This is a genomic window from Streptomyces sp. 1222.5 (assembly GCF_900105245.1).
GTDB classification, from domain to species: domain Bacteria; phylum Actinomycetota; class Actinomycetes; order Streptomycetales; family Streptomycetaceae; genus Streptomyces; species Streptomyces albidocamelliae.
The window spans coordinates 46,205-69,230 of record NZ_FNSZ01000002.1 but is presented as its reverse complement, the minus strand read 5'-3'; the positions used below and the strand labels follow the sequence as shown (position 1 = coordinate 69,230).

General features: G+C 74.5%; 20 protein-coding genes. 7 read left to right on the top strand and 13 right to left on the bottom strand.

Going from position 1 to position 23,026, the window contains the following annotated elements:
- Positions 1-73: 73 nt before the first annotated feature.
- Complete coding sequence (locus tag BLW57_RS39840; RefSeq protein ID WP_093481204.1) at positions 74-1,555, top strand: MFS transporter; 1,482 nt, start codon at positions 74-76, stop codon at positions 1,553-1,555.
- Between the two features lie 8 nt (positions 1,556-1,563).
- Here the strand turns inward: BLW57_RS39840 and BLW57_RS39835 are convergent, their stop codons facing one another.
- The 8 genes from BLW57_RS39835 to BLW57_RS39800 form a co-directional block, all read right to left on the bottom strand.
- Complete coding sequence (locus tag BLW57_RS39835) at positions 1,564-2,796, bottom strand: ATP-grasp domain-containing protein (protein ID WP_093481203.1); 1,233 nt, start codon at positions 2,794-2,796, stop codon at positions 1,564-1,566.
- On the bottom strand, positions 2,793-3,755 hold the full coding sequence (locus BLW57_RS39830) for a PLP-dependent cysteine synthase family protein (protein ID WP_093481202.1): 963 nt from the start codon (positions 3,753-3,755) through the stop codon (positions 2,793-2,795). The genes BLW57_RS39835 and BLW57_RS39830 overlap by 4 nt, the downstream gene beginning before the upstream one ends.
- Positions 3,756-3,819: 64 nt before the next feature.
- The gene (epsC, locus tag BLW57_RS39825) at positions 3,820-4,509 is read right to left on the bottom strand and encodes a serine O-acetyltransferase EpsC (protein ID WP_093481201.1); all 690 of its coding nucleotides are present in this window, start codon (positions 4,507-4,509) and stop codon (positions 3,820-3,822) included.
- 31 nt (positions 4,510-4,540) lie between these two features.
- Entirely contained in the window at positions 4,541-5,809 is a 1,269-nt protein-coding gene (locus BLW57_RS39820) for an ATP-grasp domain-containing protein (protein ID WP_093481200.1), read from the bottom strand.
- Positions 5,806-7,059: an ATP-grasp domain-containing protein gene (locus BLW57_RS39815; protein ID WP_093481199.1), complete on the bottom strand. Its 1,254-nt coding sequence runs from the start codon at positions 7,057-7,059 to the stop codon at positions 5,806-5,808. Before BLW57_RS39815 ends, BLW57_RS39820 begins: the two co-directional genes overlap by 4 nt.
- A gap of 233 nt (positions 7,060-7,292) precedes the next feature.
- Positions 7,293-8,213, bottom strand: coding sequence for a GNAT family N-acetyltransferase (locus BLW57_RS39810; RefSeq protein ID WP_093481198.1), 921 nt, complete (start codon positions 8,211-8,213; stop codon positions 7,293-7,295).
- Positions 8,161-9,264 carry a UDP-glucuronic acid decarboxylase family protein gene (locus BLW57_RS39805; RefSeq protein ID WP_256339902.1) on the bottom strand — a complete coding sequence of 368 codons (1,104 nt, stop codon included), beginning with the start codon at positions 9,262-9,264 and terminating at the stop codon, positions 8,161-8,163. The genes BLW57_RS39810 and BLW57_RS39805 overlap by 53 nt, the downstream gene beginning before the upstream one ends.
- 68 nt (positions 9,265-9,332) lie before the next feature.
- Positions 9,333-11,372 carry an HAD-IIIC family phosphatase gene (locus BLW57_RS39800; RefSeq protein ID WP_143050322.1) on the bottom strand — a complete coding sequence of 680 codons (2,040 nt, stop codon included), beginning with the start codon at positions 11,370-11,372 and terminating at the stop codon, positions 9,333-9,335.
- A 347-nt stretch (positions 11,373-11,719) separates the two neighbouring features.
- Here BLW57_RS39800 and BLW57_RS39795 point away from each other — a divergent pair, with 347 nt between their 5' ends.
- From BLW57_RS39795 to BLW57_RS39770, 6 genes are read left to right on the top strand one after another with little or no spacing between them, the layout of a single operon-like run.
- Positions 11,720-12,991: an aldehyde dehydrogenase family protein gene (locus BLW57_RS39795; protein WP_256339887.1), complete on the top strand. Its 1,272-nt coding sequence runs from the start codon at positions 11,720-11,722 to the stop codon at positions 12,989-12,991.
- Positions 12,988-13,770, top strand: coding sequence for a hypothetical protein (locus tag BLW57_RS39790; RefSeq protein WP_093481196.1), 783 nt, complete (start codon positions 12,988-12,990; stop codon positions 13,768-13,770). The genes BLW57_RS39795 and BLW57_RS39790 overlap by 4 nt, the downstream gene beginning before the upstream one ends.
- The gene (locus BLW57_RS39785) at positions 13,767-15,470 is read left to right on the top strand and encodes a thiamine pyrophosphate-binding protein (protein ID WP_093481195.1); all 1,704 of its coding nucleotides are present in this window, start codon (positions 13,767-13,769) and stop codon (positions 15,468-15,470) included. The genes BLW57_RS39790 and BLW57_RS39785 overlap by 4 nt, the downstream gene beginning before the upstream one ends.
- Entirely contained in the window at positions 15,467-16,840 is a 1,374-nt protein-coding gene (locus tag BLW57_RS39780) for a class I adenylate-forming enzyme family protein (protein ID WP_093481194.1), read from the top strand. Before BLW57_RS39785 ends, BLW57_RS39780 begins: the two co-directional genes overlap by 4 nt.
- On the top strand, positions 16,837-18,006 hold the full coding sequence (locus BLW57_RS39775) for a beta-ketoacyl synthase N-terminal-like domain-containing protein (protein ID WP_256339886.1): 1,170 nt from the start codon (positions 16,837-16,839) through the stop codon (positions 18,004-18,006). The genes BLW57_RS39780 and BLW57_RS39775 overlap by 4 nt, the downstream gene beginning before the upstream one ends.
- The gene (locus tag BLW57_RS39770; protein WP_093481192.1) at positions 18,003-18,785 is read left to right on the top strand and encodes a glycosyltransferase family 2 protein; all 783 of its coding nucleotides are present in this window, start codon (positions 18,003-18,005) and stop codon (positions 18,783-18,785) included. The genes BLW57_RS39775 and BLW57_RS39770 overlap by 4 nt, the downstream gene beginning before the upstream one ends.
- Positions 18,786-18,795: 10 nt before the next feature.
- Here BLW57_RS39770 and BLW57_RS39765 read toward each other — a convergent pair whose 3' ends face one another.
- From BLW57_RS39765 to BLW57_RS39745, 5 genes are all read right to left on the bottom strand, one after another.
- Entirely contained in the window at positions 18,796-19,821 is a 1,026-nt protein-coding gene (locus tag BLW57_RS39765; RefSeq protein ID WP_143051670.1) for a hypothetical protein, read from the bottom strand.
- Entirely contained in the window at positions 19,818-21,227 is a 1,410-nt protein-coding gene (locus tag BLW57_RS39760; RefSeq protein WP_176986004.1) for an MFS transporter, read from the bottom strand. The genes BLW57_RS39765 and BLW57_RS39760 overlap by 4 nt, the downstream gene beginning before the upstream one ends.
- Positions 21,228-21,232: 5 nt before the next feature.
- On the bottom strand, positions 21,233-22,210 hold the full coding sequence (locus BLW57_RS39755; protein ID WP_176986003.1) for a ribonucleotide-diphosphate reductase subunit beta: 978 nt from the start codon (positions 22,208-22,210) through the stop codon (positions 21,233-21,235).
- A 132-nt stretch (positions 22,211-22,342) separates the two neighbouring features.
- Complete coding sequence (locus tag BLW57_RS39750) at positions 22,343-22,528, bottom strand: hypothetical protein (protein ID WP_073901700.1); 186 nt, start codon at positions 22,526-22,528, stop codon at positions 22,343-22,345.
- 118 nt (positions 22,529-22,646) lie between these two features.
- Positions 22,647-22,982, bottom strand: a complete 336-nt coding sequence (locus BLW57_RS39745; protein WP_093481188.1) for a hypothetical protein — start codon at positions 22,980-22,982, stop codon at positions 22,647-22,649.
- Positions 22,983-23,026 lie beyond the last annotated feature (44 nt).

Below are 23,026 nucleotides of genomic sequence, written 5' to 3'. Positions count from 1 at the left end.
CATGTCCGCTTGCCGGCCCCCACGCGCTGCTCGTGGGATGTCCCGCAGGACACGCGTGGAGGGACAGGCACACATGACGGAACTCGTCGACCGGCAGCCCGTGGCACGGTTCGGGGGGCACGAGCGCGCCGATGGTGGACACAGCACCGCTCCGCCACCGCCCAACCCGCGCCGCTGGTGGGCGCTGCTCCTCCTGCTGGTCGGACCCTTCCTGTCGCTGTTCGACCAGTTCTGCGTCAACCTCGCGGCGCCGTCCGTCAATCAGTCCTTCCGTATGACGCCGTTCGAGTTCCAGGCCGTGGTCGGCGGCTACGGGCTGGTCTACGGACTCGGGCTGATCACCGGCGGCCGGCTCGGCGACCTCTTCGGACGGCGGCGCATGTACCGGGCCGGCATCGCGGTGTTCGCGCTCACTACACTGGCCTGCGCGCTCGCCTGGTCGCCCGGCTCGCTCATCGCGGCCCGGCTCGCCCAGGGCGCGGCTGCGGCGCTCCTCCAGCCGCAGGTACTGGCCCTGATCCGGACCCAGTTCCCGTCCGCCGAGCAGCCCAGGGCGCTGTCCTGGTTCGCGGTGTCGATGAGCCTCGGCATGGTGCTCGGCCAGATCCTCGGGGGCGCCCTGCCCGCCTGGGACGTGTTCGGTCTCGGCTGGCGCCCGGTGTTCCTGGTGGCCGTACCGCTCTGTCTGGCGGTCTTCCTGCTGCTGCCCGCCACCCTGGACGCCGACCGGCCGGCCCTGGCCGGGAAGGGGGCCGACGTGACCGGCGCGGTGCTCAGCGCGGTGTCCGTGGCGCTGATCCTGCTGCCCCTCGCAGCCGTCCGGCAGTGGCCGTTCGTGCCCACGGGTCTGGCGCTGTGCGCGGCGGGATGCGTCCTTGCCGCCGTGTTCGTCCGCAACCAGCGCGCCAGAGTGCGCCGGGGACGGCCGGCGCTGCTGCCGGTGGACCTGTTCTCCGTACCCGTCTTCGTGCACGGGGTCCTGCTCAACTTCCTGCTCTACATGGCCAGTGTGCCCTTCGCCGTCGTCCTCGCCCTGTACCTCCAGGACGAGGCCGGGCTCAGCTCCGCCCAGGCAGGGCTGACGTTCACCCCCGCCGCTGTCGCCATCGCCGTCGGCTCACGGCTCGCCGTCCCGCTGCGGACGCGGCTCGGCGAGCGCGTCCTCGTCCTCGCCGCCGCTCTGATCGCCCTCGGTCTCGCCGCGGCGCCGTCCGCCGCCGCCCTCGACTCCGACGGCGCCTCCATGGCCGTACTGCTCACCGGCATGGCCGTGTACGGCCTCGGCAACGGCATGATCGTCCCGCTGTTGACCGGTGCCGTGATGAGCAGGGTTCCACCGAAGGACGCGGGAGCCGGGGCCGGTGTCCTCGCGACCACGCAGCAGCTCGCCGCGGCGCTCGGCATCGCCGTGGTCGGCATCGTCCTCTACCCCGCGTCGGCCGCTCGGCCGTTGCAGTACACCCCGGCCATGGTCTGCGAGGTCGTGATCGCCGCGCTCGCGGTGGTCCTGGCCGGCCGGCTGGTCGCCGTGCTGCGCCGTCACGGCACGGGGTGACGACGGCGTCAGCCGATGGCGAGACCGGCCCTGAACCACGCCTCCGCGCTCCGAATCCGGACCTCCGTCTCGGCCCGGTCCGCGCCGGTGACGACGAACGCGGCGAGGAAGTCCCCGGAGTGCCCGGCGTCCTGGACGGTCTGCCCCACCTCGGCGTACGTCGTGTACTTCACGACGCCCGGCGGCAGGGTCGACGGGTCCGGCAGCGACCGCAGCACACCGGGCCGCTTCGTGAACAGCAGCTGGCCGGCGAGGCGTTCGGGGTCCCGGCGCTCGCCGGCCGGCACGGACAGGCCGAGCTGGCGGCGGACCGGGTACTCCATCGGGTCGAAGCCGAACAGCACCCGCTGCACGTCCCGCACGCCGGCACCGCCCGCCCGGGAGGCCGCCTCGCACAGCACCAGTTCGCCGTCGGCGGTGTGGAACACCTCGATGTGGAAGGCGAAGTGCTCCGGCCCGCCGAACGCCTGGAGCACCCGCTCGCCGAACGCGACGAGCCGGCGGGCCAGCGGGTCGGCGACGTCGAGGGCGATGTCCACCCGGCCCTTGCGATCCCGGAAGTCTGCCAGGGCGTACTGGTACTGCGAGGGCCACAGCGTGGCGATCCGGCCGTCCAGGACCGTGCCGTCGATGTGGCACATGGAGCCCTCGACGAACGCCTCGGCCAGCCACTGCGGGCTGCCGTCCGCGTCGAACAGCTCCACCTCCCGCAGCCGCTCGCGCAGTTCCTCCGGGGTGCGCAGCACGGACACGCCTACGGACAGCGCGCCCTTGCGGGGCTTGAGCACGACGGGGAAGCCGTGCCGGTCGGCGAAGGCGTCGAGGTCCCCGGGCGAGCGCAGCAGCGCGTGGTCGGCGACGGGGATGCCCGCCCGCGTCGCCGCCTGCTTCATCTCCCACTTGTCGCGGTACACCCGCGCGGTGTCGGGCCGCTGGCCGGGCAGGCCGTAGCGCTCCCGCAGGACGGCCGCCCGCTCGATGTCGAACTCCTGGCAGGCGACGACGTCGGTGACGCCGAACTCCTCCACGAGTTCGGCGGCCCGGGCGAGGACGTGCGGTCCGGTGTCGTAGTCCGCCAGCACCTCGGCGTGCAGGTACGGCGCCCCGGTGGGAAGTTCCTCGCCGAACAGGGCCAGCTGCTCGGCCGAGCCCAGCAGGACGAGCTTCTCGCCGTGGTCGGCCAGCCACCGCTCGTAGGGGTTGGCGCGCAGCGATCCGCGGTGCAGGACGAGCGTGGTCATGCGGGGGTCCCTTCGTTCCAGATGCTGACGTACCGCTCCCCGGTGTCGGGCAGCACGGTGACGATGGTCCGGCCCGCGTAGGTGGCGTCCCGGGCCAGCACCGACGCCGCGTGCACGGCGGCACCGGAGGAGAGCCCGGCGAAGACGGCCTGCTCCCGGGTGAGCGTGCGGGCGGTGGTGAGGGCCGCCTCGTCGGAGCAGGTGAGCACCCGGTCGATGAGCGAGACGTCGGTGGTGGGGGAGACGAAGCCGCCGTTCAGACCGGGGATTCGGTGGGTGCCGGCGTGGCCGCGAGAGAGGACGGGCGAGCCCTCCGGCTCCACGGCGACGACCTCCAGCGCGGGATTGCGTTCCCTCAGGTAGCGGCCGGCACCGGTGAGGGTGCCGCCGGTGCCGACGCCCGCGACCAGGACGTCCACTCGGCCGCCGGTGTCCGCCCAGATTTCGGGCCCGGTGCTCTCGTAGTGGGCCCGGACGTTGTCGGGGTTCTCGTGCTGGCGGACGTACCAGGAGCCGGGGGTGGCGGCCTGGATCTCCTCGGCCTTGGCGATGGCGCCGGCGAACCCCTCGTCGCTGGGCGTCTGCACGACCCGTGCGCCGAGCGCCGTCAGCAGCCCGATCCGCTCGGGCGTGGCGCTGTCGGGCAGGACGACGACGCAGCGGTAGCCGCGTCGGGCACTCAGCGCGGCCAGGGCGATGCCGGTGTTTCCGGAGGTGGACTCCACTACGGTGCCGCCGGGCCCGAGGTCGCCGCGCAGCTCGGCACCGCTGAGCATGGCGAGGGCGGCGCGGTCCTTGCTGCTGGCGAAGGGGTTGGCGGACTCCAGCTTGGCGAGGACCTCGGTGCCGGGGGCGGCGCCGGGGACAGCGAGGCGGACCAGCGGTGTGTGTCCGATGAGTTCTTCGAGGTCTGCGGCGACGCGCCGGGTGGCGGTCGCCGCGGGCAGGGCGGTGGTCATGGACCGACTCCTGGAGGGGGAGGGAGGGGAGAGGGGTGGGGTGGGGGTGGGGTGGGGCGTACGGTCACCAGGAACCTGCCGAGGCAAGCAGCCGTACGGCGTCGGAGGCGGTGTCGGGCGCGGTGCCGGGTGTGACGCCGGGCCCGTCGGCGGGGGCGGGGCCCCGGGCGGTGCCGGCCGCGGTGTCCGGTACCGGTCGCAGGCCGGGGCCAGGACGGACAACGGAGCGCGGGGCGTACACCCGGGCCCCGGGTGGCAGATCCTCGGTGACGGTGGCCATCGCGCCGATCAGGGCCCGGTCGCCGATGGTCACGGGACCCAGCACGGTCGCGTTCGCGCCGAGTATCACCCCGTCGCCGACGACGGGGTGCCGGCGGGCGCCGGGCGGGCGGTCGTTGTCGGTCCACCACCCCACCGCGCCCAGCGTCACCTGCTGGTAGATGGTCACGTCGTCGCCGACGACGGCGGTCTGCCCGATCACCACGGACGCGCCGTGGTCGATGAAGACACGGCGGCCCAGGACCGCACCGGGATGGATCTCGACACCGGTGCGGCGGCGGGCGATCCGCGCGAGCAGGCTCGCCGCCGTCCGCAGCCGCCGCCGGTACAGCCGGTGCGCTACCCGGTGCGTCCACACGGCGGACAGCCCGGTGTGGCCGACGGCTTGCAGACGACTGGACAGCGACGGGTCGCGGGCGACGACTACGGCGAGATCCTCGCCGAGGGTGCGCAGTAGCGGGAGTTCTTCGGACACGCGGTCGACTCCTTCCGGCGAGGCCCGCCGCTCAGGCGGCCCGGGCCGGCACGGGTGCCGCCGCGGGCTCGAGGCGAATACGGATCTCCTGGCGCACCAGGCGCTCGCACAGCTCCACCGCACTGTCGGTGTCGGCGGCGGTGACGACGACGCTGCCAAGGCGATCCCAGTTGTCGCCCAGCGGCCGTACGGTGTCGCCCGGACGCACGGAGACCTGAGCGGCCAGCACGTCCGGCCGGGCCCGGACCCGCTCCACGCCGCTCACCGCGGTGACGGTGCCCGGCTCGCGGACCACGGCCCGCATGGCGGCCGCCGCCTTCGGCTCCGGTGGCGCGGCGAGCGGCTCGACGAGCCCGAGCGGCCAGGCGGCGCCGTAGGCGATCATGTCGATGCCGTATGCCGCCTCGACGAGGTCGACGATGTGGCCGCCGCCGAGCCGGTTGTGGGACTCGATGACCACCGGCCCGCGCGAGGACAGCCGGATCTCGGTGTGGCTGGGACCGTCGGTGACGCCCATGGCGGTCAGGAACTCCTCCACGGCGCCGGTCAGCCGCTGCCGGTCGGTGCCGGACAGCCGGGCGGGCACCGCGTGCCCGAGCTCCGCGAAGTGCTCCTCGGCGGTCAGCTTCTCGGTGACGGCGACGACGACGTGCCGGCCGGCGAAGCTGAGCGCCTCGACGCTGAACTCGGGGCCGTCGATGTAGGACTCCATCAGGAAGCCGTCGACGGTGAACATGGTCGACCCGCGGTCCGTGCGGCCGCCGTCCAGCTCCCGCACGCGTGCCCACACCCGGTCCAGGTCCTGCGGGCTCTCGGCCCGCAGGAGGCCGAACCCGGCCGTGGTGGAGACCGGTTTGACGATGAAGGGATACCCGGCCCGCTCGCCGAAGGCGTCGAGCGAGGCCCGGTCGGACACCTGGGCGGTGTGCGGCACCGGCAGGCCCCGGTCGGCGAGATGGCGGCGCATCAGCCACTTGTCGCGCATCCGGCGGCTCACCTCGTGCCGGCGGCCGTCGGTCAGCCCGAACAGGTCGCCGAGGCGGCTCGCCGGGTTCAGGCCGGGCTCGGTGAGCGAGACCACGGCGTCCACGCCGTGGACGGCGCGCGCCGCCTCGGCGTACGGCCGCACGGTGTCCCAGTCGGTGTAGTCGACGACGAGCAGGACGTCGACGGCGCGCATCTGGTGCTCGGTGACCTTGTCGGGGTGCTGGATCAGGACGATCTTGACGCCGAGCGCGGTGAAGCGGTCCACGTGGGCGTCGACGCCGCCGATCAGCAGCACGGTCTTGCGGGTGCTCATCGAAGGGCTCCCTTCGGGGTGGTGGTGAGGGCGGCTTCGCGGACGTCCGCGCGCAGCAGTCCGCGGACACGGGCGATGCGGTTCCGGGCCTCGGCGGGCGACTCGGCGTCGACGACGACGTAGCCGTGGCGGGTGGCGGAGTTGGTGGTGGGCGGCAGTTCGTCGCCCGGCCGGAAGGGGAAGTGCAGCACTTGCACGAAGGGCAGCGCGCGGATGGCGTCGAGTCCCGTGACGGACTCCAGCCGGCCGGCGGGCAGGAGGAAGAAGCCGACGGAGGCGGTGTGCCGCGGCGCCGGCGGTTCGACGGGGGCTCCGGCCAGGGTCCGGAAGATCGCGGCCTCGATGTCGTAGTCGGACGCGGTCTCGATGAGCAGCGGGATGCGGTCGCCGCCCAGCCGGGTCTGCGACTCCACGATGCGCGGGCCGTGCGCGGTCAGGACGACCTCGGTGTGGGCGGGCCCGAAGCGGTAGCCGGCCAGGTCGAGCAGCCCGATGACGACCGCATGCAGGGCGGCCCGCTCGTCAGGGCCGAGCGGGGCGGGGTGGAGGTGCGCGGTCTCGACGAAGAAGGGCGCGCCCGTGGTCTGCTTCGCGGTGATGCCGATGACGTGGTGCTCGCCGTCGGCGGACAGGGTCTCCACGCTGTACTCGGAGCCTTCGAGATACTCCTCGACCAGGTAGGGGCCGGCGAGGCCGGCCTCGGTGACGCGGGCGGTCCACTCGCGGAGGTCGTCGGCGTCGCGGATCAGCGCGATGCCGCGGCTGCCGGAGGCGCGGGCCGGCTTGACGACGACGGGCAGCGGCAGCCCGGCCACCGCGGCGGCGGCCTCCTCGGCGGTCCCGGCCGTCCGCGAGCGCACCGGCGACAGGCCCTGCGCGGCGAGCAGCGCCCGCATCGCGGCCTTGTCGTTGAGGGCGCCGACCGCGGCGGCCGGGTTGGGGGACACCCCGAGCGCCTCGGCCTCCGCGAGGGCCGGCGGCATCGACTCCTCCGCACCGAGGTGCAGCACGGTGCCGATGCCGTGGGCGCGGACCGTCTCGGCGATCAGGGCGCGCAGGCCGGCCTCGTCACCGAAGTCGGTCAGCAGCAACTCCTGTGCGTGCACGGCGACTTCGTCGAGGTACGCCTGCTCGCGCAGGGAGGGGTCCCAGATGGCCCAGACCTCGAAGCCGGCCTCGGCGGCCTTGCGGACGAACTGGCTGTAGGGCATCACCATCAGCAGGCGCCGGGAGGCGGCGGTGCGGTTCATCAGGGGCTCCGTTCGGATACGGGGGGCCGGTGGGCCGGGCGGGGCGGGGCTTCACGGAGCCGGATACGGCGGGGACTTCACAAAGAAGCGCCGAACGTCCGGCGAGTGCTTCGATGGCGCGGGCGGATCGGTATCGTTGCGGTCAGACGTCGGGACGGACTCGGTCGGGAGCACCGTCCCCGTCATGCACGACCGTGCGCGGCACGCGGCCCGGTTTCCGGGCGCGAGCCGGGTCAGTCGTCGAAGCGGTGGAAACGGGTGACGGTCCGTGCCGCCTGGACGGTGAGGACGCGCCCGAGCGCCTCGGGGTCATGCAAGTCGCCCGTGTCCAGCAGGACCCGGGCGCGGGCCGCGCCCAGGGCCCGCAGTTCGGCGAGTGCCGCGGTGAGCAGGGCGTACCCGATGCCCAGTCCGCGGTATGCCGGAGCGACCGCGAGTTCCAGCACACGGCCCTCCTTGCTTTCGGCGGCCTGGGTCAGGACGTAGCCGGTCGGACGGCCGGTGACCTCCAGTAGCAGTACTGCACCACCGGAGTCGAGCAACCGCCGTATGCGGGCATCGAAGAGGCCCGCATCCTCGGTCTTGGGACCCTTGGCCCGGCTGGTCAGATGGAGCGTGTGCAAGGCGGCGAGATCGTCCGGGCCGGCCTGCCGGATGCTTCCCCCGTCGGGGAGCACGGGCGGCAGCGGCGGCAGCGTCAGGTCGATCGTGTACTGGCCCGCGGTGGCACCGGGGCTGAATCCCGCCTCCTGAAGCACCGACGGAACCACGGCGTCACCGCCCAGCACGCCACCGACGGTGAGGGCATACCGCACGCCCTGCTGGGCGGTGAGTTCGTCCGCCCGGTCCAGGAGCCGGGCCAGCAGGGTGCGGGCCGCGCTCTCGGCGTGCCGGCCGGGCCGTACGGTCAGCGCGGCGTCCAGGGTGTCGCCGCGCGCGGTCAGCGCCGCCCAGGCGAACACCTGGCCGTCGGGGCCGGTCAGGCACCAGCTGTTGTCCTCGTAACCGGGGTGGCCGGTCTCCAGGAGGATGTCCTCCCGGGTGCAGGCGGCCACTCCCGTGGTGTGTTCCTCGTAGGCGCGTACCAGGTCGACCAGGCGGTCAAGCGGTACCTCGCTCGGCCGTCTGACGGCGAAGCGTTCCTGCTGGGTCATGGATCGTGTCCCCCTTCCTGGGGGAGTCGGGTCCGGCGGTCGGGCCGGAGCTTGCGGGTCGCCGGCGCCGGGTCGGCGGCGCCGGCACGGGCCGGGAGTGAACGAGGTCGGGAAGGGAAAGGGCACCGGGCGCGGAGGCCTCCCGGAACCAGGCGACGGTGCGCGCGAGACCGTCCGCGAGCGCGGTCCCGGGCGCCCAGCCCAGCTCACGGCGGGCGGCCGAGATGTCCGGCCGGCGCAGCATCGGGTCGTCCTGCGGCCGCGGAACGAAGGTCACCTCGCTCGACGACCCGCAGATCTCGCGGATCGTCAGCGCGAGTCGGCGCATGGTCACCTCCTCGGGGTTACCGAGGTTGACCGGACCGGGAACGCCCGCCTCCAAGGCCCGCACGAGCCCCGTCACCAGGTCGTCCACGTAGCACAGCGAACGGGTCTGGCTTCCGTCGCCGGTGACCGTCAGCGGCAGACCGGCCAGCGACTGCGTGACGAAGGCGGGCACGGCCCGGCCGTCGTCGGCGCGCATCCGCGGACCGTAGGTGTTGAAGATCCGCACGATGGTGGTGCGCACCCCGCGGGTGCGCCGATAGGCCATGGTCAGCGCCTCCCCGAAGCGCTTGGCCTCGTCGTAGACGGAGCGCGGGCCGACCGGGTTGACGTTGCCCCAGTAGCTCTCGGGCTGCGGGTGCACCAGAGGGTCGCCGTACACCTCGGAGGTGGACGTCAGCAGGAACGCGGCGCCGTGACGACGGGCCAGCTCCAGAGCGTTGCGGGTGCCGTACGAGCCCACCAGCAGGGTCTCCACCGGCAGCCGCAGGTAGTCGCGGGGCGAGGCAGGGGAGGCCAGGTGGTACACCGCATCGACCCGGCCGGAGACCTCCAGGCCCTCGGTCACGTCCTGGTGCACGAAGCGGAAACCGGGGTGGTCGAGCAGGTGCGCGACGTTGCCGGCGCGGCCCGTGGACAGGTCGTCCACGCAGACGACGTCGTCGCCGCGGGACAGAAGCCGCTCGCACAGATGCGATCCGACGAAACCCGCACCGCCGGTGACCACTGCTCGCACGGTTCTCCCCCTAGTGATGACTGTCTCGGTCTGCGGTGGCGGCGTTCCGCCGGCGCCGCTCACGGCCCACCCGGACCGGCCGCGGCCGCGGACAGCACGGCGACGGGCAGGGCGGACAGCTCGGGCAGCCGCCCGGGATCGGCCAGCACATGCAGGCCGTCGTCCCCCGCCGCACCGAACCCGGCGTCCAGGAACAGCTCCCGCGCCGGGGTATTGCGGTCCGTGACGACGATCCGGCCGGCCAGCCCGGCCAGAGCCGCGCGCCGCCCGCCGGCACCGTCCTCGAGAGCGGCGACCAGGAACGGCACCGCGACGTCGAGGCCGATCACCCGGCAGCTCAGCGCGAACGCCGTCACTGTCCCGCCCCGCACCAGGCAGGCGCCGGTCAGGCCGTAGTCACCGAACCGGTCGGACACGTGCGCGACATGCAGCCGCGTCCCCGGTTCGGCGAGGACACGCCGCAGTTCCTCCGGGCCCGTACGCCAGGCCGTCGTCGTGAACTGGTTGGTCCGGTTGAAGAGTTCGGCCGCCCGCGCCAGGTGCTCCGGCCCGGCCTCCGCCACCCGCACCCGGACGTCCAGGGAGCGCAGGAAAGCGTCCCGGTCCAGGCCGGAGCGCAGCTCCTCGCGGCGCAGCATCGCCCGTGTGGTGTCGGTGCGCCGCGCCGCCTCCTCGGTGCGCCGGCCCGCTTCCAGAGCGGCGCTGGTCAGCAGCAGCTCGCGGAAGCCGTGCACGGGCCCTTCAGCGATGTGCAGGCCGGGCAGCGCGGCGGCCGCCTCGGCCCGCTCGACGGGGTTGTCGTCCAGGAAGAGGACCTGGTCGGGGGTGAAACCGAGGCGGGCGCACAGGTCGGCAATATTCTCCGACTTGGGCCGCCAGTTGATGCGGTGCAGCACGAAGTCGCCGGGAGCGAGCGGCAGCCGGCCGCCCGCCTCCTCCCACACACCCAGGGTGGCGTGCGCGTCGCCCTTGCTGCACGTGGCGAGGAGCACGCCCCGGCTCTTGAGCACGGACAGCGCCTGGTGCAGGCCGACGTGCAGCCAGCGGCTGGTGGCGTCGCCGTCGACCCAGTCGAAGCCGTCGTCGGCGGCGATGCCCGGCCACAGCGTGCCGTCCAGGTCGGTCACGACCAGCTTGATCCGGCCGGTACCGCGGTGGGCCCGCAGACAGGCCAGGTACTCGCCGGCCAGGGCACGGCCGAGCGCGGGCAACTGGTGCGGGCGCTCGTCGCCCGGATCGACCGAGCCGCCGTGGTGGCCGAAGGGGAACACGAGGTCGTCGAAGAGCGCGGCGGCGCCGTACCGGGCGACGAGCCGTTCCTCGTCGACGACCATCAAGTGGGGGTGGCTGCGCACGCACCGGTCGATGTGCTGGTTCAGCTCGGCGACCAGGCGCCGCAGACCGTACTCCTCGGCGAAGTCGTACCGGCCGAACGGCGACAGCGCCGGCGGGGCGATGTTGTGGACCAGGCCCAGCGAGCCCTCCAGCGCGTCCGCCAGGGCGCGGACGGCCAGGGTCAGCGCGTTCTTCATCAGCGCCAGCCGGTGCGCCCGCTCCTCGTCGTCGCAGGTGTGCGCGCCGTCGAACAGGCCCGTCAGGAACGGCTGGACACCGGGCTGGTAGACCGTGACATCGGGACGCGACCGTCGCACCGCACGGGCGAGGCCCGCCGAGGGCCCCGGCCACAGGTGCTCGATGCGCACGTCGAGACCCAGTTCGCGGCCCAGGGCGTGCAGCGGCTCCTCGGTGAACTGCGTGACGCAGCCGCCGATCAACAGCACGCGCACCGCCTCCCCGGCCCCCGCGGCGGCTGCGGCGGTGTCGGACAGGCGCGGGGGCAGCCCGTAGCGGGTGACCGGCCATGACCCGGCAGCGGCCGCCGCCGGGTCATGGCCGGAGCTCTCCGGCCGGTCCGTGAACGAGGCCCTCAGCGCGGCCTCCTCGTCGCAGCCCTCCGGCACGATCAGGTGCCGCTCCCTCAGCGCCTGCAGGACACCCGGGGCGGCCGCACGGTTCGGAGCGAGATCCGCGAAAGCCTCCGGCCCGAACACCGTGCCCGACAGGTCGCGCACGCAGCGCTCCCACGCAGCGTCCAGCACGATCCGCTGCTGGCGCGGCCCATGGGCGAGCAGAATCCCCGAATCAAGAACAACCGTGGAGAGGAAAACGCTGAAACGAAATTCACTGGCGGACAAAGCGTTTCTCCTTCCTCTTCACAGAATATTTTCGAGGCTTTTGCGTAAACGACGGAATTCGGCGCCCTGGGCTGTGCACCGGTGTAGTCGTGAATGCTAGTGGCCGCTGACCCGCGGTCGTTCTCCGAGAATGCTCAGTGGGTTCGCTTTCTCTGAAAGAGAGCACGAACCGAGATGCGCGAGGCCGTCCGGGCGGGAGACGCTTCCTGATCGAGCCCGAAGGTCACGGGCAGGTGCAAGGGGGTACGCGCATGCACAGCAGCGTCATCGAGGCGGGGCGCGACACGTCGCCGACCATGAGATCGAACGACCGGCCGGCGGCCCCGCCGAGGCCGTTCGCGGCCGTGGCGGACGCGGTCGTCCCTCGATTCGTCGACACACTCCTGCGGCACCGGGACGAATTGCACGGCGTCCTCACCCGCGTGGCCACCGCCCAGGCCGCGAACGACGAACTCTTCCGCTCGTTGCGCGCTCTCTCCGGCGCACCGTGGGAGCTGCTGCGCAATGCGCCGCGTCGGCTCGGCCGGCTCGCGACCTTCCTGCCGTCGAACAACCTGCTCTACTCCTACGTCCTGTTCGGCGTCATCCCCTCGCTGTACACCGACGAGGTCCGCATCCGGCCCTCCGCACGGGTCGCGCCGGCGGCCATGGCCGTCCACGAGATCCTCGGCCCGCATCTGCGCGGCACGGGCGCCGGACGGATCGTCATGGAACCGGTCTCGCAGAAGCGGTTCCTCGCCGACTGCGCCCGCTCCGACGCCGTCGTCTTCACCGGGCAGCCGGACAACGGCCGCGCGGTCGCGGCCGAACTGCCCGGCGACGCGCTACTGCTCACCTTCGGCTCCGGCCCCAACCCGCTCGTCGTCGGCCCCGGGGCGGACCCCGACGCGGTCTGCCGTACCGTGCTCGACGCCCGGCTGTACAACTCGGGCCAGGACTGCCTGTGCACCGACATCGTCTTCGTCCACCGCTCGCTCGTCCGCGAGGTCCTGCCCCGGCTTACCGGAGCACTCGCAACGATCCGCGTGGGCGAGCGCGGCGACCCCGCCACTCGGGTGGCACCGCTGATCTATCCGGACGCCGTGCAGGACGCGGCGGAATTCCTTTCGGCGTACCGCGAGTTCACCGTCCACGGCGGCCGGGTCGACCTCACCGGCGGCGTCGTCGAGCCGACCCTGCTGCACCTGCCCTGGCAGGACGCCTTCCACCCGCCCGAGTTCTTCTCCCCCGTCGTGCTCACCATGGAGTACGACGACCCCCGGCAGATCACCCGGTGGCTGCACTCCGCCGAGGAGCGGGCGCGCGGCATGTACGTCTCCGTCTTCGGAGAGCCCGCCCTCACGGGCGCCACACGCATCGCGACCAGCGTCGTCTGCGAGGAGCGCATCACCTTCGACGTGGAGGACGGCAACCGGCCCTTCGGCGGTTACGGCCCCCTCGCCGGCAGCGTGCACCGCAACGGCACGGCCACCGGGCGCCCCCTGCTGCTGTCCGCCGAGGCCGCCGCCGGGACCCGGCGGTGAGCGCGGCCCCGGCCCCGCCGGCGGCCCGGGAACGCGTCGTACCGGCCGCGGTCCGGGAGCCTGCCGCGCCCACCGCGTCTGTGACCCGGGGCAGCGCCGTACCGTTCCCGCCGGCCGCCCCGGCACATGTCGTCGTGGACCCCCCGGTCGTCCGCGGGCGGGGCGTCGGAGATCCACCTCCGCCACGCGCCACCGGGGCCCGGCGGCTGGCCGCCGATCCGGAGGCCGTCGACGCGGTCGGCGAGGCGCTCGCCGCGCTGCACCAGGGCGCGGCCCCGGGGACGCGGGTGCCGGTCGTCCTCTCCGCCGGGGACTACAGCGTCCACGCCGCCGGCTCCTTCGCTGCCCACTGCGACGACCCCGCCCGCCGCCTGCGCCCCGCCGACTCCGTCGGACTCGAACCGTCCGGCCTGCTGCGCCGGTTCACAGAAATGACCGGCTGGCGCGGACCCGGCTACGTCATCGCCGAACCCGCCGGCGACGGCACCGCCGCCCTCCGCTTCGCCCGAGCCCTGGCCGCCGGCCGGGCCCCCGCCGTCTACCTCTGCGAGGTCCTGCGGCGCCCCGACACGGGCGCCTTCTGGGCCGTGGCCGCCCGCGTCCGCCGCGCCACCACACGACCCCCGCGACCCGACGGTGCGCCGCCGTCGCCCTTCGGAACTCCCGCACCTGCGGACGCCGCCGCCGGGCTCGATGCCGAGACCCGCCGCCGCAGCGCCGTCCTGCGCGCCCACCTCCGTCCGTGCCCCCACGACCCAGCCGAGGAGCATCAGCAGTGAGCGCGACCCCCGACCACCACCCCTGGCACGTCGTCGCCGGCACTCTCGCGGACGCCGGATGCGACATCGTCGTCGGGCTGCCCTCCGACGAACCCGGACTGATGGACGCTGCGCGCACCACCCCCGGACTGCGCGTCCTGGGCGTGCGCGACCAGCGGGCCGGCGCCTGCGCCGCCATCGGCCACGCGGCCGTCTCCGGCCGGCCCGCCGTCCTCGCCGTCAACTCCGGACCCAGCTTCGCCAACGCCCTCACCGGCCTGCTGGAGGCCTCCTCGCTGGGCGCCCCCGTCGTCGTCGTCACCACCCGCGTACCCGCCCTCGGCATCGGCCGCGGCGGCTTCCAGCACACCGACCAGGCGGCCATGGCCCGGCCGCTGACGAAGTGGGACTTCCTCGTCGAGGACCCGCGGCAGCTGACCTGGGCGCTGCGCCGGGCCGTCCACCTCGCCGTCAACGGCGGCCCCGGCGTGGTCCTGGTGGAGATCGCCGACGAGGTGCTGCGCGCCCCCGCCCCCGAGCGGCGGCCCGCCCCGCCGGTACGCCGCCTGCGCTTCGCCGCCGACGCCGAGGAGGTACGCCGCGCCGCCCGGCTGCTCACCGGGGCCCGGCTGCCCGTCGTCGTCGCCGGCGGCGGCTGCAAACCCGCCGGTGCGGGTCCCGCCGTACGGCGGCTGGCGGAACTGCTGGCCGCGCCGCTGTTCACCACCGCCGCCGGACGCGGCCTCGTCGACGAGGAACACCCGCTGGCCTGCGGCCTGGTGGGCCTGTACACCACACCCCCCGCGGACCGGCTGCTCCGCGAGGCCGACGTCGTCCTCGCGATCGGCTCCCGCCTGGAGGAGACCGCCCGCATGGGCTGGGACGGCCTCGAGGACAAGACGCTCATCCACGTCGACGTCGACCCGGCCGTCTTCCACACCGCGGCCGAACCCGAGGTGGCCCTGCTCGGCGACGCCGCCCTGGTGGCCGGCCAGCTCGCCGACGCCGTCGTGGCCGAGGCGCCCGCGGTGACCGCCGCCGGCGCCGCCCGCCGTGCCGACACCGCGGCCGTACGCGCCGGGATGCGCGCCCGCCACACCGCCGTGGACGGTCCCGACCTGACCGTGCCCACGGCGCTGCGGCTGCTCCAGGAGTCCGTGACCCGCGGGGCGACCCTCGTGCAGGAGAACGGACTGCACGACATGTGGGGCTACCACCACCCCGTGGTGTCCGTCGGCGACGGCGCCCGGGTCATCACCCCCGGCGAGCAGACGATGGTCGGCTTCGGCCTGCCGGCCGCCGTCGGCGCCGCCCTCGCCGACCGCACCCGGCGCACGGTCCTGGTCTGCGGCGACGGCGCCTTCGAGATGGGCCTCGCCGCCCTGCCGACGGCCACCGAACTGAACCTGGGCCTGACCGTCCTGGTGCTCGACAACCGCGGCTACGGCTGGCCCCGCTTCGTACGCGCCGAGGAAGGCGCACCCGACACCCTCACCCGGTTCACCGCACCCGCGTACACCGACGCCACCGTCCGCGCCCTCGGCGGTCTCACCGCGCGCTGCACCACCACCGCCGAACTCGCCGCCGCCCTCGACGACGCGGCCAAGGCCCACGCCGAGGGCCGGACGACCGTCATCACCGTCCCGGTCCGCGACGACGACGTCCCCGTCGGCGTCCGCCGGGTGTTCGACGCCGGCCCGCCCGCCGGAGCCGCCGCGTGACCGCCCGCCCCGGCGGGGCCGCGGCCCCGCGCCTGACCGTCGACGGGCAGCACGTCCCGGCCGCACACCTGGCCCGGCTCGTCGACCGCACCGCCCGCCGCCTCACCGCGGCGGGAGCGGGGCCCGGCCGCGCCGCCGCCCTCGCCTCCGACCACCCGCTCACCGCCGTCGTCACCGCACTCGCCGCCGACGCCGCCGGCGCGCCGCTGCTCCTCGACGGGGCGGCCCCCGCCCGGCGGATCGCCGCGGCCGCGGCCGTCCACGCCACCGCCTCGGGCGAACCCCTCGTCGTGGCGCGCACCCGCCCGCTGGCTCTGCCCGAGGAGACCGCGGCCGTCTTCTGGACCTCCGGCAGCTCGGGCGACCCCAAGGCGGTCGCCCTCCCGGCCGGCGCCCTCGCCCACCAGGGCCGCGCCACCGCCGCCCGGATGGGCATCACGGCACAGGACCGGCTGCTGCTCCCGCTGCCGCTGCGGCACGCCTACGGGCACAGTGTGCTGCGGGTGTGGCGCACCACCGGCGCCCATCTGTACGCCGAGTCGGGTTTCCACCTGCGCGGCACGCTGACCCGGCTCGCCACCGACGGCATCACCTCCCTGGACGGCGTCCCCACCATGTACCGGATGCTCGCCGCCGAGGCCGCCCGGGACGGCGAGTCCGCCCGGCTGCTGGCCGGCCTGCGGATCCGCGGCTGCGGGGGCGACGTGCTGACCCCCGGCCTGTACGACGACTTCCTGGCGGTCACCGGGGCACCGCTGCACGACGGGTACGGACTCAGTGAGGCCGGTCCCAACGTCGCCCTCAACGCCCCGGGCGACCTGCGGCCCGGCACCGTGGGCCGCCTCCTCGACGGAGTCCGGGCCCGCGTCGCGGGGCCGCGGCGCGAGATCGAGATCGCGAGCCCCGGCCTGATGCTGGGCTACCTCGACCCGGCCACCGGCGGCCTCGACCGAGGCGCGTTCACCGCCGACGGCTGGCTGCGCACCGGCGACACCGGCACGGTCACGGCCGACGGCTGGCTGACGGTGGGAGGCCGGATCAAGGAGATCCTCGTGGTGCACGGCGAGACCGTCGCCCCCACCGTCGTCGAGGACGCGGTGCGGGCCGCGGCCGGCGTCGTGGACGCCGCCGTCGTCGGCGTCCGGCGCGGCGACCGCGGCGACGCCGTCTGGGCGTTCGTCGAGAGCTCCGACGCCGACCACGCGGCCGTGGCCGGCCGGGTCGCCGAAGCGTGCCGGCGTCACCTGCCCCCGCACGCCCGCCCCCGCACCGTCCGCGTCCTGGACGCACTGCCCCGCACGGGCAGCGGTAAGCACGACCGGACACGCCTGCGGGCATGGGCCTCGGCCACGACAGCGGTGGCCGCATGACCGCCGTGGCCCTGGCCGGGCTCGGCCTGATCAGCCCGCTGGGCCCCACCCCCGGCGCGTTCTGGCGCGGACTGCTGCACGGACGGCGGGCCTTCGGCGAACACGGTTGTCCGCAGGGCGACTTCCGCAGCCGCGTCGTCGCCGCCGTACCCCCCGGTGACTGCACCGCCCCGGCCGGACGGCGCAAGGAGGCCCTCGCGACGGCCGCCGCCCGCCAGGCCCTCGCCGCCGCCGGGCTCACCGGTCTGCCGGACGGCTCGCTGCTCGTCGTCGTCTCCCAGGCACCCACGCTCGGCACCACCGCCGGTGAGCAGGACGGCGACTTCGCGGGCCCGCACCCCGAGGCGCTGCTCACCGCATGCCTCGCCGACGCCCGCCGCACGCACGTCGTCCACCTCTCGCACGCGTGCGCGTCCGCCGCGTACGCCGCCGCCTTCGCCCGCGACTGGCTGCTGTCCGGTCTCGGCAGCACCGCCCTGATCGTCGGAGCCAGCGCGCTCAACCGGTACGAGTACGCCAGCATGGACGTCGTCAGGACGCTCAGCCCGCACGGCGCGCGGCCCTTCGACGCCGACCGCGACGGCATCACCGTCGGAGAGGGCGGAGGCGCGGCCGTGCTGGAGACGGCCGGGTCCGCCCGCGCCCGCGGGCACCGGCCCGAGGCCTGGCTCACCGGAGCCGCCTGCGTGGTCGACACCTCCGAGTCCGTCGCCTCCGCACCCGCCGCGGTCCTCGACTGCATGCGGGCCGCACTCGACGACGCCGGCACCCGCCGTGTCGACTACGTCCACGCGCACGCCACCGGCACGGTGCAGGGAGACGCCGCCGAGGCCGAGGCCGTCGCCGGACTCGCCGGCGCCCTCGGCCACGGCCCGCTGCCGGTGAGTTCCCACAAGGGCGCGATCGGCCACCTCCTGCACGCCTCCGCCTTCCCCGGTCTCGTGGCCGCGGCCGGCTTCCTGCGTGAGGCACGTGTCCCCGGCACGCCGGGGCTGCGCCGTCCGGCGTCCCTGCCCGACGGCGTGCTCGCCCTGGACCGCCCGCGCCGCGCCGCCACCGCCGGACACGTCCTGGTCAACAGCTTCGGCTTCGGCGGCAACAACGCCTCCCTGGTGCTGTCCGCCGCCGGCGGCCGGCCCACGAGCCCGTACGAGGAGACCGCATGACCGTCACCGTCGTCACCCCGACCAAGGGGCGGCCCCGTTCGCTGAGGCGGGCGCTGCGCTCGGTCGCCGCGCAGGAGGGGCTGAGCGCCGCGCACGTGGTCGTCGGCGACGACTGCCCCCACCTCCGCGACGAGGACCGACGCCGGGCGCTGGAAGAGGAGTTCCCGCACGCCCGGTTCGTCAACGTCGCCCCCGGCGACCATCCGGACATGCCACGCGACTACCTGCCGGCCCGGCTGTCCTACCTGCGCAACCTCGGGATCGGCCTCGCCCGCACCCCCTACGTCGCCCACCTCGACGACGACAACGCCTACGCCCCCGGCCACCTGCGCTCCCTGGTGGACCTGCTGGAGCGCAACCCGCAGGCCGGCGTCGCCCACAGCTGGCGCCGTCTGCTCACCGAGGACGGCGCCGAGTTCGTGCCGGACGGCGAGGACCCCTGGCACCCGATACCGCGTCAGCGGGCCGCCTCCTACCGGACACTGGCCCGCCACGGCGTCTTCGTCCCGGGCTCGCCCGTCGTCCGCGACATGATGCGGATGACCGGCGACGGCATGCTGAACCGGGTCGACACCAACGAGCTGCTGCTGCGCCGCGAGACCCACGAACTCGTCCCGTTCCCCACCGACTTCACCGTCTGGCACCGCATCCTCGAGACGACGGAGGACATGGCGCTGTGCGAGCGGCTGCTGCGGGCCGGCGTCGTCGCCGTGTGCAGCGAACAGGACACCGTCGACTACTACATGGGCGGTTTCTCCAACGCCGCCGCCCTCGTCTGACGCCCGGCGCTCAGCCGAGGGCGGCCAGCCGCTCCACGGCCCGGGCGTCGAGGTCGTGGATGCGGTCCACGCGGCGGCGGCACAGGTCGAGCGCCTCGGCGGACCAGGAGCGGCTGAGCAGAAACACCAGCCGGGCCAGGTCGACGAAGGCGGCGGACGAGGCGCGCAGCAGCCCGGCCGCCGCCACGACGGCCGCCCCGCGCGCGCCGCCGCCCTGCTCCGGGACGTCCCGGAGCAGGGCGGCGGCCAGCAGCTGGCGGTCGCCGGCGACCTGCCGCTGCAGCGGCCCCGACACGCGCATGCGCAGCACCGACGAGCGGCCGGGGTGCTCCTCCAGCCCGGCCAGCACGTCCGGCAGCGTGCGCAGCCCGGCGAGGCCCTCGTGCGGCGAGTCCGGCTCGGTCAGGTTCCGCACGGAGCGCGCCAGCAGCAGGCGGCGTTCCTCCGCCCAGTCCCCGGCGGGGGCACCGGTGTCCCAGACCAGCACCGGCCGCCCGGCCAGGCCCCGGCGCAGTTCGTCGGCGGGCACGGTGCCGCGGTTGTCCGTGAAGCCGCTGCCGCGGCGGGTGTTGCGGTCGGCGGCCCAGACCGTGTCCCCGTCCAGGCGGTGCACCAGGAAGGTGTGCGGATAGCCGGAGAACGGCACGCGGTAGAACTCGGAGTGGCGCATGCCCCGCAGGTCCGGCGAGACCGGCACGGCATGCCCGCGGGCCAGCTCCCGCTCGACGACGTCGAACGCGTGGTCCGCGTCGTCCGGGCTGGTCTCCCAGTGGGCGCGGACGCCGCGCTGGAAGCGGGGCGCGTGGTAGTCGGTGTCCAGACCGCCGTACAGGGTGAGGAGTTCACCGTCGGCGGTACGCTCCACGGCGAAGTTGAGCGGCTGGGCCAGCGCCCGGGCGGTGTCCCGGAACCCGGTGGCGTACAGGCTGTCGCGCAGGCAGTGCACCCAGCAGGAGATCCGGGAGTGCGCGAGATCCTCGACGTCGTCCAGCGAGGCACCCAAGTAGGGGAAGGCGTCCGGGAGGTCCCCGCTCATGCCGCCGCGCTCCCGGCCACCGGCGCGGACCGGCCCGTCTCCACGACGCACTTCTCCGTCGCCGTGGCGGACTCCTCCGTCTCCGCGGCCGCCTGCTCCACCACCGGCGCCGGCCGGTCCGGTACGAGCCGGGTCACCAGCACCAGGACCGGCAGGGCCATCGCGAGGCCCACCAGGACGGCGCCGGCGGAGACGCCCGCCCGGTCGACGAGGACACCACCCGCGACGGTGCCCGCGACGAGGAAGACGTCCGAGAGCGGCACCAGGGTGGCGTAGTAACGGCCCTGCAGACCGGCGGGCAGGCGCTTTTGGACCTCGGCGAAGTAGACGACGGAGGCGATGGACTCGAAGACACCTGCGAACAGCAGCAGGGCGAGTGCCAGGTACCAGTCACCCGTCGCGATCAGCGCCACCCAGCACACGCCTTCCAGCACGTTGCCGAGGACGTAGACCCAGCCCTGGTTCCAGGAACGGAAGACCGCCGCCGCCATCCCGCCGAGCGCGCCGCCCAGCCCCATGGCCGCCAGCAGATACCCGAGCATCCCGGGGACGTGCCCGAAGCCGTGCAGCGAGTACGCGGCGAGGAAGGTGCGGCCCAGGCCCAGCGCCACCATGTACGTGAACGCCGTGGCCGTCAGCGAGGACAGCCGCCCGTCCCCGCGCACCATGCGCACCAGCTCGCGCGCACCGCCCGCCACCGCCCGGGCCCAGCCGGCGAGCTGGCCGCCCACGGCGGAGGCCGTCCGCGCGCCGGACGCGGCCGGTGCCCCTGCGGCGGCACCGGCCGCGGCCGCCGATCCGGCGCCGGCCGTCCGGGGCAGGCGCGTCAGCAGCGCGGCCGCCACCAGTGCGGTCGCGGCCTCGGCGGTGAACAGCCAGTCGACGCCCGCGACGGCGGCGATCGGCCCGGCCACCGCCGGTCCGAGGAGCTTGGGCACCCGCTCCGCCGTCACGATGAGCCCGTTGCCCTCCAGCTCGCTGCCCTCGGGAATCACCTGCGGGCGCAGCGCCATGGTCGCCGGGAAGCCGAACATGTAGCCGATGCCGATGGCCAGGGCCAGCAGCTGGATCTGCCACATCGCCGTGGTGAACGGGAACAGGGCGGCGGCCAGGCCGCTGCCGAGCGCGGCGAGGGTCGCCACGCGGCGCGGGTCGTGCCGGTCGACGACCTGCCCGGCGAGCGCGCCGAGCAGGATGTTGGGCAGGAACCGGGCGGCGAGGGTGAACCCGACCTCCAGGCCCAGGCCGTACCGCTGCATGACCAGCAGCGGCAGGCCGACCGTCGTCATGGCGGACCCGGTCTCCAGCACGAACAGCGAACCGACCAGGCGCAGCGCGCCGGGGCTGCGCAGCACCCGGGCGAAGCCGCCGCCCTTCGTGGTGGACGTCTGCGTGTCGTCTGTCATGTCCCTCACCTGTTCGCGGTGGTGGTCACCGGAGTGCGCAGGGCGGCGTTCTGGGCCGCCCGGCATCTGCCGAGCACGTGCTCGGCGAAGTCATGGGGAACGTCGAGCTGGCGCAGCCGTACGGCGATCGTCGCGAGCAGGTCGCGTGCCGAGGCGGCGGCCGCCGCCGCGTGCGCGGGCGTCCCGCCGGGGGAGATGCCGACGACGGCGGCCAGCGGCATCCCCGTCTCGATCATCTCGTGGATCGCCTCGGCATGGCCCTCCAGCGCCCCGCGGCGCAGCGCGTGCAGGCCGAAGCTGACGTGCCGGGACTCGTCCCGGGTCATCGCCGTGAACCCGGCCCGCATACCGGGCAGCAGGGGGATGCGCTGCAGGCCGCGCACCAGACCGCGCTGGCCGTGCAGGGCGAGGACGCCCTCGGTGACGAGGTGGAAGAAGGTGACGGCCCGCAGCCACCGCTCGTGGTCGCGCGGCGCGTCGTACAGCTCGCGCAGGACGGTGTTCTCCAGGGTGTGCACGGCGCGGTTCGCGGGGCTGAGCGTCGCCCAGGAGGCGATCAGCTGGTCGCGCAGGGAGTCGTCGAGGCCGAGCAGTTCCTCGGCGAGGCGGCTGACGAAGAGGGTGTGCCGGGCCTCGTCGGCGGCCTGTGTGCCCAGGAACAGCAGGTACTCCTCGTCCGGGCAGCCGGCGAGGATCGGGCTCATCAGGTCCAGGCCCGTGTACTCGCCGACCAGGAAACTGGTGACGAAGGACGTGAGGGAGTCACGGGCGCCGGGACCGAGCAGGTGGTGCCAGTGATGGCGGTCCCGCTCCAGGTCGATGTCGGACGCGAGCCACTGCTGGCGCTCCCAGCGACGGTAGAGGTCGCGCGGGTCGAAACGCCGCTCCAGAGTGTCCCCGGCGCCGCCCAGCAGAGCCTCGGCGTCGAGCCGGGACAGCTCGTCCAGATCGGCCTCGTCGAACAGCAGCGTCGTCCAGCGCACGCGCCGGCGTCCTTCCTCTCGTCCCGTGATGCCCGCGCGGGACGGACACCGCCCCACGCGATCCGCCGGCCGGTGTCCCGCGGCGGGACGCCGCGGTACCGGCCGGCCGGATCACTGTGCGCGCCGGCCTGGTCAGGCGGCCTTGGTCATCACAGCGGTCTCGATCTCGGCGGCGATGCCCGCGTAGAGCTCCTCGTGGGAGTCCTTGATGCCGTCGAGCCACGCCTCGAACGCGGCGGCGTCGTCGGTGCTCGGAGCGGCGTCGCCGGTCTCCTCGACGATGCGCTGCTGGATCTCGGTGCTCAGTGCGGTGGCCATGTACGCACACCTCTCTGTCGGGCGGGCAGCAGCCCGCTGGAGAAGAAGACGGGGACCGTACGGCCCCGGCTCCCTGGATGCTTTCAGCGCGCCGTGCCACGGCGCATCTTCTGAACTGCTATGACCGGCCGGAGGGTTGGCCGGGGGCGGCGACGCTGACGGCGTGCGCCAGCAGCCCGGTCACCGTGACGGGTTCGAAGTTGACGGCACTGGACCAGCCGCCGTCCGCCAGCCGGAACCAGACGGAGCTGGTGATCACACCGTCCGGGTGCTGGTCCTCCACCACCTCGTCGCCCTCCGACCAGCCCTCGCAGGCGTGGACGACCGCCGGGTCGGGCAGCACCACCCGGAGCACCGGGCTGTCCAGGGAGGGCCCGGACCGGATGTTGGCGTCACGCCACACGGGTCCGAGCCGGGCCCGCAGGACGTGGGTGCCGCCGGAGGTCACGGACATGGTTGTCTCCTTCCGCCGCGTGCCCGTCGCACGCGGCCATGGGT